Genomic DNA, 12,338 nt, shown 5'->3' with positions numbered 1-12,338 from the left:
AATTGAAATCTTCCGTACGTAAAAACGGAGGAGAAAATAAATGTTTAGCTTTTATAGTACACTTTGTACGGAACTGTATGATTACACAAAACCAGTCGGTTATTCTTTAAATGGTGATATTGAGTATTACAAAGAACGTTTAAAAGATTGTAGAGGAAGAATCCTCGAAGCTGCAGTAGGTTCAGGGCGTGTCATCATTCCGCTTCTAGAGGCTGGTTTTAAAGTGGATGGGATAGATTATTCGCCTGAAATGCTAGATTCTTGCCGTAAGCGCTGTAAAGAGAGAGGCTTACATCCTAATTTGTATGAAGGAAGCTTGCAACAATTTTCACTTCCGCATAAATATAACGCAATTATCATTCCTACTGGATCTTTTTGTTTAATTGAAAATCGTTTGGATTCTATAAATGCATTAAAATGTTTTTATGAACATCTTAATCCAGATGGACAATTAATCGTAGATATTATGCTTCCGCATGACTGGAAGACTGGAGAAATTCATACATCGACTTTCTCTTTGCCGAGTGGAGACGGAATCACATTAGAAAATAAATCAATTGAAATAGATTGGCTGAACCAAGTTACTGTATCATATTTGAAATATGAAAAGTGGAGTAAAGGACAGCTCGTACAAACAGAGTTACAACGTTTTGCGCTGCGCTGGTATGGAATAGTAGAGTTTAAACTCCTTTTAGAAAGTTTAGGTTTCTCTAACATTACTTACTCTGCTGAATATGATTATGAAAAAGAACCGTCAAATGCAAATCAAATGATTACTTTTGAAGCTGTGCGAAAAGAATAGAACTAAAACTATGAATAAAAAATAAGGCAATCGATTAAAAATCGGCTGCCTTATTTTTAATTTTATGTAATGGTTTATAGAGAAAGATTGGAGGGAAATAAATGAAACTTATATTAATATTTGGCCCACAAGCAGTTGGAAAAATGACAGTGGGGCAAGAATTAGCAACATTAACCGGTTTAAAACTTTTTCATAACCACATGACAATTGATTTAGTAAGTCCAATTTTTGATTATAGTACGAAAGAAGCAAAAAGACTAGTAAGTTTATTTCGTAATGAAATATTTGAAGAAGTATCTAAAAGTGATTTATCTGGAATGATTTTTACGTATATATGGGCATTTGACCTCCAAGAGGATTGGGATTATATACATCATGTAGAAAATATTTTTGAATCAAAAGGTGGGACAGTGTATTTTGTAGAGCTGGAAGCGGAATTAGATGAAAGATTAGAACGAAATAAAAGTTCGAATCGATTAGAACATAAACCGAAAAAAAGAGATATTGAGTGGTCTGAAAATAATTTGAAAGAAACGATGAAAAAGCATAGATTAAACTCTCTTCATGGTGAAATTGAAAAAGAAGAGTATATAAAAATTAATAACACGTATTTGAGTGCAAAAGAAGTAGCGGAAATGATTAAAGAGAAGTTTCAATTGTAAAATTCCCGAAGTCTATTTCGTTTCTATTGTCCAAGCATTCTCCTACTAATTACATATACTATTTATGTTAAAATCGGTCACTATTTTAGATGGTGCTATTTTAATATATATAACTATGCAGGGAAGAGGGGAGAATAAATTTGGAAAACGTAGAACAAGATAGAATTGAAAATCAAGTGTATTCAAATCGTGTAGTAAGATCAGAATTTGATGCGAATTGGGAAACTTGTATATCAAAGAGTGGTTATGTAATTTATATAGCAACAAGTAATAATGCTGAAGTAATAGTGCTTCTTGCAGATGGTTCAAGTAAATTATTAATTTTCGAAAAAGGCGGTAAAGTAGTTGTAGGTGGCGGTGGAACAAGTCATTACAGTAAGCCGCATATTGCAAGAAATATTTAAGATAGAGCATGTTAATTAAGAAGAAACTAGAAAACGGTTGTCATTCATGTTTAGGGCATGAATGACAACCGTTTTTTATTTGTTTATAAATTTAGAAGAACTTCATTGATTACAAATACATCAGGATGAGCAGCGAAATTAGAAGAAAACTTGGCGGGTAATCGTACAAAATATTATGTACATTTGCAAGAATCTTACAGCGATATAAAAAAGCATTTCCTATTTGGGGAAACACTACTTCTATGTTATAGTATAATAGTGTTTTTAGATGGTACTATTTTAATATATCTATAATTTTGTTATGTATTATTTTCATATTAAATTAGCACCTAAAGTATTTTTTTATATAAGGAGTAGTAATTAGAGAAATGAAAAATATAGACTTTATACTAGAAAGTGACGAGGCATTAAAACCGTCTGAACGATTAGTACTATTATTATTAGAGAAGCATAGAATGTTATATACGAACGATCTATTGGCATTATCAAATTTATCATATAAAACATTAACAGATTCATTAACGGCGCTAGTTTTAAAATCGTATGTGTTAAAGGAAACAGGTAAGGGAAGAAGACAGAATTGCTATAGATTAGTATGATAAGGCAGCTGTTTTAGAAACTTTTACATATGTTTTTTCAATCGTAAGGTGAAATTGTATTTTTGTTTTCAAACGAAAAAATTACTATAAGAGGGGCTAAGATAGTAGTGTTTCATTTTTGTAAATATAATTATTTTATCATTGAAAATACAAAAATAAAATAAACCGCATAAAACAGAAATAAAAAAACAATCCATTTTAAAAATGGATTGTTTTTTTATTGGAATAATATTATTTGATACGTTGAAAGCATAAATAGCAGAATAAACATTACCTGTTTTAGTTCATGCAACTGAACAAATATGATGAAAACTATGTGTATAGTTTTTTGCTTGCTTTTTCAGTCACTCTAATGAAATTATGGTCTTCATTGTTTAAAGGCAGTATTTTTAACATTATTGCTATTCAGCATTAAGCACAAAAAAGTGATATATAATATTATTATGTAAACTTAAGATTTTAAAAGGAAAATATAATAATGAATAGAACATGTAGAAGGAGATGCTTAAATATTTTGAAGGATGGGAGATTATTATGGAGCATTTACAATCAATAGCACAAGCTGTTATAAGTGGTAATAAGGAAAAAGTAGTGAAGTTTATAAAGGCGAGTCCAAGTATTGTTAACGAATGTAGTGAAGATGGCTGGACACCACTTCATTTAGCAGCTTATTTTGGACAGAAAGAAATAACGAGTTTTCTTTTAGAAAGCGGTGCAGATATACATAGTAGAGCGAAAAACGAAAATGAAAATACACCTTTGCAAGCGGCAATTGCGAACAAGCAAAGTGAACTTGTCGCTTTCTTAATTGAAAAAGGATCAGATGTAAATATTATGCAAAGTGGTGGCTGGACAGGACTCCACGAAGCAGCATTATTAGGAAATGAAGAAATAATTATGTTGCTCCTTAAAAATGGAGCTAATAAGATGATTAAGAAAAATGATGGGAAAACAGCGTATGATATTGCATTAGAAAAAGGGTATAATCACCTTTTACATTAGTTGAAACAGGAAGTGAACTTATGATGAATAAATGGAGTGTTGGTATATTTTTATTTAATGAAGTAGAAGTGTTAGACTTTGCAGGGCCATTTGAAGTTTTTTCTGTAACTGAGGTGAATGAAGAAAAAACATTTACTGTTTATACAGTTAGTGAGAATGGGGAAATGATTACAGCAAGGAATGGATTGAAGGTACAGCCAGATTATAGTATTGAAAATTTACCACCAGTGGATATTTTAATAATTCCGGGCGGGCTAGGTGCTAGAAAATATGAAATAAAAAATGAAATAGTAATAAAATGGATTCGCCAACAAATGAAAGAAGTAAAGCTGATGACTTCAGTTTGTACAGGAGCGCTATTACTGGCGAAAGCAGGTTTACTAGAAGGTTTAAAAGCAACAACACATTGGGCTAGTATTGAAAAGTTTAAAAATGAGTTTCAAAATGTTGAAGTTATAGAAAATGTAAAGTTTGTAGATGAAGGACATATTATAACATCTGCCGGAATTTCAGCTGGAATTAATATGGCATTTCATATTGTGAAAAACTTGTTAGGGGTGCATGTTGCGGAGGACACAGCGAAGCGAATGGAGTATGATATTAGTTTCCCAAATTAAAAAGCCCGGATTGGGCTTTTTATATTGAATGAATATAGTTAAGCTCTTCATCACTCAACATAGGGCGAACAGATGCATTTGCATTTTCTTGTGCTTGTATTCCTGTTTTGGCACCAGGAATTACAACACTTACTGCCGGATGAGAGAGTACATAGCGAAGTGCAAGTTGCCCTAAGGTCTGATTTTTATTTGAGAGCAACCGAAGTTTCTCTACAGTTTGTAAGTCTTCTTGAAACCAAGTTTCATTTGGCCAATCTTTACGTAAATCTCCATCCGGAAAAATTGTTTTATTTGTGAATTTTCCAGTTAAAATGCCCATTTTTAATGGACCACGAATAACAGCTCCTAAATTTTTCTCTTGTAAAAATGGTAATATATCTTTTTCTGGTTTTCGATTTAATATATTGTAATCAAGCTGTACGATATCAATTTCGTTGTTGTTATTGAAATGATGAATGTATTGTAAATCATGAGTCGAAACACCGACTGCCCTTACTTTTCCATCACGTTTTAATATGTCAAATGCACGTAGAAATGCTTCTGTTTCTCTACGATTATGCCACCAAATATGACAAAAATAAAGATCAATATAATCTGTTTGAAGACGTTGTAAACTTGTTTCAAATACGGCGATGATTTTTTCGGGAGTATCATATACAGGAACTCCATTAGGGTCGTAGTGGTGTCCGATTAAACCACCTTTCGTTGATAGGATAATATCATTACGATGTCCTTTAATCGCGGTAGCCACCAACTTTTCACTATGTCCTAAACCATACACATCCGCAGTATCAATAAAATTCACACCACACTCAATTGCTTTTTTTATAGCAGTTATAGATTGTTTATCGTTAACAGGTCCCCATTCATCACCACCGATTGCCCATGCCCCAAAACCTATTTCAGAAACAGTTATTCCAGTTTTACCTAATGTGCGGTAATGCATATTTCTCCTCCTTGTAAGCATGTTATAACATGGATATGTGGGGTAAGAATTTTGTGTGTGAAAAAACTCTTCTACAATAGTAGAAAAAGAATTACAGAAACTACTATTTTATAGCAGCATGTATAAAAAAAAACGGTGTAAATGTAGAAATGTCGTCGAATGCTATCTTTAATTGGTTAATTTATGGGATATTTTTGTGAAGGAGTTTATTTTATAAGAATAGAATTTAGTTTAGTAAGAAAACGTGCCGATGGTAGTGAAAAATATGGGTTAGGGGGATTTGAATGAGGAAACTCAAACGAGTAAATGTTCCTAATATACCAGAACAATCATCACAACCTAGTGACAAGCGTAAGATAAATAAAAAGAAGTTAAGGCGTCTTATTTTAATGGTCCTTTTTATTGCAGCAACTACTCTGTACGTTCAATATATTTTAACGAAACAACAAGAAGTAATTGATAAAAAGAAAGATACGATTATGGATCAAAAGAAACAATTAGTATCTTTAAAGAAAGATAAAGATTCTTTAAAGACTAACATAGAAAATTTAACAGACGATGAGGAAGAAATTTTGAAGTTAGCGAGAAAAGAGTATCAATTTTCTAAGTCAAATGAAACTATATTTGTGATGCCAAAGTAATAAAAAAACAGTTAGCCATTGAACTGCACCTCCAATTGTTAGGCAGCGTCTAACAATTGGAGGTGCAGTTTTTTATGTATGAATGTCATGGTACAAGGAACAATCACATATTGTAAAAATGAAGAGTTTAAGCTGTTTTCATAAATATGGAATATACACTAAAATAAATGTTGTTAAAATTCTGTCAATTATATTATAATACAAGGTAAGCGGATACATTTTTTAATCAACGTTGAGTTCCTCGCTCATACGACTATTAAGAAACCCGTTATCCTCGTATAAGAAAGGAAGATAGCTGTGTACGCTTCAAATACAATTTATATCGTAGGGGATGCGAAAGCACCTCAAAATAATCCCATTACTGAAAAGTTTAAAAGCTATTTCGTAGCATTTATCCTTGTTAAGGATACAGGGGAAATTGTAGATGCAGACTGCTCAGCGACAATTGCATTAACATCTCAATTTGTTAAATATTTATTTCTACATAAAAATATAAATGACCCGGCGTTAGTAATGGAAGTAAAGAACCGATATTTCGGTTCTTCTCAAAAAGCGTTACTTGTAGCGCTAAAAGATGCACAGAAAAAATATAATCAGCTTGCTGCTTTGTCTACTCAATCATAGACAAAATCCAGCCGTAAGAATCATTCTTATGGCTGGATTTTTTTATTTCACATTATCGTCCTACATTAAAAGTAAACGAAAATAAAGTAGAGAGATAGGAGAGTAAATGCCCAATGGGTTTACCTAATAATCCGTGGGTATAAATCTCCGGTGGATTAAAATTTCACTTCATTGGAGAACGAAAGGATGAACAAAATGAAAATTACAGATGTAAAAGTAAATCGTAGACGTGTAAAACTGCATACACCGTTTAAAACCGCGCTTCGTACTGTAACCGAAATTGAAAGTATAGATGTTTATATTCATACAGACGAAGGAGTGATTGGTAAGGGGGCTGCAGCCGCAACGCCAGTTATTACGGGGGATTTCACCAGCGGAATGGAAGAAGCGATTTTAGGGCCGATGCGTTCATGTTTAATTGGTCAAAATATCATTCAATTTCAGCAGTTACTACAGCGCATTCAAATGAGTTGTATTGGAAATTCAAGTGCGAAAGCAGCGGTAGATATCGCTTTATATGATGTATATTGCCAATATCAAAATGTGCCGTTATATGCATTGTTAGGCGGGAAGAAAGAAATTCATACCGATATTACAGTGAGTGTGGATGAGCCTGTATTAATGGCAAAAGAAGCGAAGAAACATATAGAAAAAGGATTTCAAACATTAAAGATTAAAGTGGGTAAAGAGGCGCATTTAGATTTGGAACGTATTGAGGCAATTCGAAATGTGGTACCAAGAAATACGACATTACGTTTAGATGCGAATCAAGGTTGGAGTCCAAAAGAAGCGGTCTCTATCATTCAAGAGATGGAAAATCGTAATTTAAATATAGAATTTATTGAACAACCAGTACACGCGAAAGATTGGGATGGGTTAAAGTACGTCAAAGATCGTGTGCAAACGCCAATTATGGCCGATGAAAGTATATTTTCAGCAAGTGACGCATTAAAGCTCGTTCAAGGAAGATATGCAGATTTTATTAATATTAAATTAATGAAATGTGGTGGCATACGTGAAGCATGGCGTATTGCTGATATCGCAGAAACAGCTGGTGTGAAGTGTATGGTGGGCAGCATGATGGAGTCTTCACTTTCCGTTAGTGCTGTTGCGCATTTAGCGGCAGCGCATCCTAATATTCATTATTTTGATCTTGATGCACCGCTTTGGTTAATGGAAGAGCCAGAAGGAATGACTTATTCTGGATCAAAGGTAAACCTTCAATCGACAGTGAATAGTAAATCTTAGGAGAAGAGACAAGTAAACTATCTTTTAAGGGGGATATATATGAAAAAAGTAGGAACTGCATTTTTAACAACTTTATTTATATTTTCATCGTTTACATCGGCAAATGCTGAAGAAAAGAAGGATAATAAAGCATTTATAGATGTATCTGCTGCAACGTTATGGACAGCACCTGATTCATTAAGACCAATCGATACACCGAGTGCAACAAATCCAGTGGATCTATGGAAATGGACGAAATCAATGACACTTGACGAGAAACTATGGTTAACAAATGCAAATAAATTAGAAACACAAGCTTTACTCGGTCAAGAAGTAACTGTTATTGATAAGAAAGGTGAATGGGTGAAGGTATTAGTGCATGGACAGCCAACACCACGAAATGAAGAAGGTTATCCGGGCTGGATGCCTGAAAAACAATTAACATATAATCAAGAATTTGCAGATAAAACAAATGAACCTTTTGTCTTAATAACCAAACCAACAGCGATTTTATATATAAATCCTTCTGAAAAACATAAATCACTTGAAGTCAGTTATAATACAAGACTGCCGCTATTAAGTGAAGACACAATTTCATACCGTGTATTGTTGCCAAACGGTCAGAAAGCATGGCTACGAAAAAATGATGGAACAGTTTACCGATCTCAAACTGATATTCCAACTCCGGCGGCCAATGATTTAATTAACACAGGGAAAATGTTTTTAGGCTTACCGTATATATGGGCTGGTACAAGTGGTTTTGGATTTGATTGCTCTGGCTTCACACATACGATCTATAAATCGCACGGCATTACAATTCCGCGAGATTCTGGACCGCAATCAAGAGCAGGGGTTGCAGTTGATAAAGAAAATCTACAAAAAGGAGATTTAATTTTCTTTGCACATGATCAAGGGAAAGGTAGTGTCCATCACGTTGCAATGTATATTGGTGATGGCAATATGATTCACTCACCAAGAGCTGAAAGGTCGGTAGAGATTATACCGCTAAATACACCAGGATATATAGAAGAATACGCTGGTGCTCGTCGTTACTTACCTTAAAAATAGAAGGGGGTTTTTAAATGAAAAAAGTTATTCGTTACTCATTAGTTAGTACTCTATTAGTTTCTTCATTTTTAGTTGGTTGCGCAAAAGAAAAAACTGCAACAAAGCCGAAAGATGAGAAGAAAGTATTACAGTTACTAGAAACAGGTGAAATTCCGTCGTTAAATTCAGGGAAAGTAACAGATGCAGTCTCGTTTAACGTTTTGAATAACGTAATGGAAGGACTATTCCGTCTATCGAAAAATGATGAAATAATTGAAGCCGGCGCACAAAAATATGAAGTGAGTAAAGATGGAAAAACATATACATTCCAATTGCGTGATGCGAAATGGTCTAACGGAGAGCCAGTAACCGCTCATGATTACGTATACGCTTGGAAGCAATTGATAAATCCAGATACTGCTTCTCAATATGCATACATTGCGTACGATGTAAAAAATGCTGAGAAGATAAATAAAAAACAACTAGGTCTAGATGAATTAGGAGTAAAAGCGAAGGATGATAAAACATTCGTCGTAGAGCTAGAACATCCTGTACCGTATTTTACGAAATTATTAATTTTACCATCCTTCTATCCAATTAACGAAAAATATGCGAAAGAGCAAGGTGATAAATATGGATTAGAAGCAAATAAAGCGGTATATAATGGACCGTTTACATTATCAGAGTGGAAGCATGAAGCTAGCTTTACAATGAAGAAAAACGATAAGTATTGGGATAAAAAAGAAGTGAAGTTAGATGAAGTAAACTATCAAATTGTAAAAGAAATTTCAACTGCGGTAAATTTATATGAAACAGATAAAGTTGATAGAGCTGTTATTTCTACAGAATTCGTAGATAAATATAAAAATAATAAAGAGCTAAAACAATATACAGATCCAGTTATGTACTTCTTCCGATTTAATGAAAATGTACCGATTCTTAAAAATAAAAATGCACGTCTTGCGCTAAGTACAGTTTTTGATAAGAAGGGACTCGCAGATTCATTTTTAAATGATGGATCGGTTGCAGCAAACTATTACGTACCAAAAGGATTTTTAAAGGGGCCAGATAAAAAAGATTTTAGAAGTACGGCAGGTGAGTTTAATAAAACTGATGTAAAAAAAGCGAAAGAATATTGGGAAAAGGCAAAGCAAGAAACAGGTACAGATGAAGTGACGTTAGAACTATTAAATTATGACTTGGAAAACTTTAAAAAAGTTGGAGAGTACATTAAAGAGCAGCTTGAGAAAAACTTACCAGGATTAAAAGTGAATGTGAAATTACAACCACATACGCAAAAATTAGCACTTGAGAAGAAGAAAGAATATGAAATGTCGTTATCACGCTGGTTACCGGATTATCCAGATCCAATGACTTACTTAGAAGTATTCCTTTCTGGAAGTAGCGTCAATAATACAGAATATGCAAACCCAGAATATGATGCGTTAATTAAGAAGATTAAAACAGAATTAGGTAATGATGAAAAGGCCCGCTGGAAAGCAATGCAAGATGCTGAAAAAATGCTACTTGATGATGCAGTAATTGCACCGGTATTCCAGCGTGGATTATCTTACTTACAAAAACCATATGTGAAAGATTTATATGTACATCAATTTGGTCCAGCTACAAGTTTAAAATGGGCAGATGTACAAAAATAAAAGAATGGAGAAACAGACTTCATGTATGTGATAGTCTGTTTTTCTTATTTAAAGTTAGAAAAATAGTTCATGGTATAATTTATTAGTCTGTAAACAGTATTTGGAGGGGAAATGATGTCTATGTTTGAAGAAGAGAAAGTAATTTATACAAAAAGATTATTTATGAGGAAACCAATTGTAGAAGATATTAATCAGTTTTATAACATATTAAAAAAAGATACTGTTGGCAAATGGTTGGCTAAATCAAGAGGAATGTCGAAGGAAGAAACAAATGATTATATTGGGCAACTTATCTTACATTGGGAACAGTATGACTTCGGGGTATGATTGTTATTTAATAGTGAAACAGGAAAGCTTTTAGGACATTGTGGTTTAAGAAAGGTAGATGAAACAGGTGCAATAGAAATTATGTATCTCCTTGACCCAGAACATTGGAGGAATGGGTATGCATTAGAAGCAGCAGAGGCTTCCATTAAATATGCAATAGAGACTTTGAATGTAACAAGAATAATTGCTAGAGTTAAAGTAGCAAATGAGAGCTCGAAAAAACTTTTACGAAAGCTCGGGTTTATATATACTCATGAAGTTAATCATAGCGGGCGTTTATTATCATATTTTGAACTTCATACATCATCCGAAGAATTCTAGACATTTCATATGTTTTTTTATTGTTAAAAAATAAAATTATTACTAAAATTCCAGTGTGAAATTTATGTAGAATCTTGTATAATTAACATGTTTCTATGGAAACATTTTCTTGCGCTATTTATATAGGGCTTAATAGAACAAGGAAGGAAATACATACATGTATATAATAGATAAATAGAATGGAACATGTATAGAGACAAAGGAGAGAAAAGATGACGTGTCAAAAACAAGGGTTACAATTTAATAACGATAGAAAGAGGGACAGAAGATGAAAATGAAGCATGCTTTTGGTCCTATAATTTTAGCATGTGTGCTTTTTTTCATTATCATTCTAATCCCATCGAAAAGTTTAGTATCACTTATTAGTGATAAGAAGGTAGAAGATGCGGCAACTTCTTTACAAAAAGAGAAATTACAAAGTGTTTTCTTACAGCAAAAAATGTTAGAGAATTCACAGTATTTACCGATGTACGGTTCATCAGAATTTTTACGAATGGATGCATATCATCCGTCTAATTATTTCAAAGTAAATCCAGCTGGTTTTACACCGTTTTTAATTGGAACTGGCGGTACACAAAGTTTAGCTCATATTTTAAATATGACATCTACTATGGATGAATTAGAAGGTAAAAAAGTAGTCTTTGTTCTTTCACCACAATGGTTTACAAAGACTGGTGTCTCACAAGGGGATTTCACTAATAATTTCTCCAAACAACAAGCATATCATTTTATTTTTAATGATAAGATAAATCCAGAAATGAAAAAGCAAATCGCGAAACGGCTATTAGATTATAAAGTTGTTCAAGAAGATGATATATTAAAAAATTCATTAGAAGGTATTGTATATAATGATACGAAACATAACATAAAAGCAGGTTTAGTTAAACCACTTGCTTATATGCATCGAAATATTTTAGATCATAGAGATATATTTAACTCTTTATTTAAAATCGAACCGATGAAGGAGAAAACAAATATCGGACTTCGTTCAATTTCTTGGGAAGACGCACGTAAACACGCAGAACAAGAAGGGAAAGCTGAGTCTACTACAAATACATTCGGAATTGAAAATCCGTATTATCATAAGAATAATCTGAAGAAAAAACTAAAAGGGTTAAAAAACTTTAGAGCAAATGAAACATATGATGAATCACCAGAATACGATGATTTACAAATTATTTTAGAGTTATTTAAAGAGAAAAATGTCAAACCACTCTTTATTTCTGTACCTGTAAATGGGCCTTGGTATGATTATACTGGCTTCCCGAAAGAACGCCGTGAAGTGTATTATAAAAAAGTTCGAGAACAGGTTGAGAAAGCAGGATATCCAGTAATTGATTTCTCTGGTCATGAATATGATAAGTATTTCTTAAAAGATACGATTCATTTGGGCTGGAAAGGTTGGATTTATTTTGATGAAGCAGTGCAGAAATTTTATTCTGAGAAATAAAGTATAGAAAT

At 33.1% G+C, this 12,338-nt stretch carries 13 protein-coding genes and 1 pseudogene; 13 read left to right on the top strand and 1 reads right to left on the bottom strand.

Annotated elements, in window-relative coordinates; genetic code table 11:
* The first annotated feature begins 40 nt into the window (after positions 1-40).
* The 6 genes from ACTFR3_RS01785 to ACTFR3_RS01760 all read left to right on the top strand — a co-directional run bounded on the left by ACTFR3_RS01785 (position 41) and on the right by ACTFR3_RS01760 (position 4,086).
* Entirely contained in the window at positions 41-802 is a 762-nt protein-coding gene (locus ACTFR3_RS01785) for a class I SAM-dependent methyltransferase (RefSeq protein WP_088338702.1), read from the top strand.
* Positions 803-903: 101 nt separating this feature from the next.
* The gene (locus ACTFR3_RS01780) at positions 904-1,464 is read left to right on the top strand and encodes an AAA family ATPase (protein ID WP_440041268.1); all 561 of its coding nucleotides are present in this window, start codon (positions 904-906) and stop codon (positions 1,462-1,464) included.
* Positions 1,465-1,604: 140 nt separating this feature from the next.
* Entirely contained in the window at positions 1,605-1,868 is a 264-nt protein-coding gene (locus tag ACTFR3_RS01775) for a hypothetical protein (protein ID WP_000432421.1), read from the top strand.
* A gap of 368 nt (positions 1,869-2,236) precedes the next feature.
* Complete coding sequence (locus ACTFR3_RS01770) at positions 2,237-2,467, top strand: hypothetical protein (RefSeq protein ID WP_000789031.1); 231 nt, start codon at positions 2,237-2,239, stop codon at positions 2,465-2,467.
* Positions 2,468-3,001: 534 nt separating this feature from the next.
* Positions 3,002-3,469, top strand: coding sequence for an ankyrin repeat domain-containing protein (locus ACTFR3_RS01765; RefSeq protein ID WP_332282903.1), 468 nt, complete (start codon positions 3,002-3,004; stop codon positions 3,467-3,469).
* A gap of 20 nt (positions 3,470-3,489) precedes the next feature.
* Complete coding sequence (locus ACTFR3_RS01760; protein WP_440044110.1) at positions 3,490-4,086, top strand: DJ-1/PfpI family protein; 597 nt, start codon at positions 3,490-3,492, stop codon at positions 4,084-4,086.
* 19 nt (positions 4,087-4,105) lie between these two features.
* Here ACTFR3_RS01760 and ACTFR3_RS01755 read toward each other — a convergent pair whose 3' ends face one another.
* Positions 4,106-5,032, bottom strand: a complete 927-nt coding sequence (locus ACTFR3_RS01755; RefSeq protein WP_000559357.1) for an aldo/keto reductase — start codon at positions 5,030-5,032, stop codon at positions 4,106-4,108.
* A 284-nt stretch (positions 5,033-5,316) separates the two neighbouring features.
* Between ACTFR3_RS01755 and ACTFR3_RS01750 the strand changes: the two genes are divergently transcribed.
* The 7 genes and pseudogenes from ACTFR3_RS01750 to dltD all read left to right on the top strand — a co-directional run bounded on the left by ACTFR3_RS01750 (position 5,317) and on the right by dltD (position 12,327).
* Positions 5,317-5,673, top strand: a complete 357-nt coding sequence (locus ACTFR3_RS01750; RefSeq protein WP_001228737.1) for an FtsB family cell division protein — start codon at positions 5,317-5,319, stop codon at positions 5,671-5,673.
* A 297-nt stretch (positions 5,674-5,970) separates the two neighbouring features.
* Positions 5,971-6,297 (top strand): DUF3870 domain-containing protein, encoded by a 327-nt coding sequence (locus ACTFR3_RS01745; protein ID WP_000271313.1) that lies wholly within the window; start codon positions 5,971-5,973, stop codon positions 6,295-6,297.
* A 186-nt stretch (positions 6,298-6,483) separates the two neighbouring features.
* Entirely contained in the window at positions 6,484-7,545 is a 1,062-nt protein-coding gene (locus tag ACTFR3_RS01740) for a dipeptide epimerase (protein ID WP_001038463.1), read from the top strand.
* Between the two features lie 39 nt (positions 7,546-7,584).
* Positions 7,585-8,586: a C40 family peptidase gene (locus ACTFR3_RS01735; RefSeq protein WP_000755417.1), complete on the top strand. Its 1,002-nt coding sequence runs from the start codon at positions 7,585-7,587 to the stop codon at positions 8,584-8,586.
* 20 nt (positions 8,587-8,606) lie between these two features.
* On the top strand, positions 8,607-10,229 hold the full coding sequence (locus tag ACTFR3_RS01730; RefSeq protein WP_060852048.1) for a peptide ABC transporter substrate-binding protein: 1,623 nt from the start codon (positions 8,607-8,609) through the stop codon (positions 10,227-10,229).
* 120 nt (positions 10,230-10,349) lie between these two features.
* A pseudogene (locus ACTFR3_RS01725) lies at positions 10,350-10,877 on the top strand (GNAT family N-acetyltransferase).
* Between the two features lie 268 nt (positions 10,878-11,145).
* Entirely contained in the window at positions 11,146-12,327 is a 1,182-nt protein-coding gene (gene dltD / locus ACTFR3_RS01720) for a D-alanyl-lipoteichoic acid biosynthesis protein DltD (RefSeq protein ID WP_000782309.1), read from the top strand.
* The last annotated feature ends 11 nt before the right edge of the window (positions 12,328-12,338 follow it).

The sequence above is a fragment of the Bacillus cereus group sp. MYBK14-1 genome (assembly GCF_051916885.1).
GTDB lineage: Bacteria > Bacillota > Bacilli > Bacillales > Bacillaceae_G > Bacillus_A > Bacillus_A cereus.
Note: the sequence above shows the minus strand (reverse complement) of the source record. Positions and strands in the feature narration are given on the sequence as shown.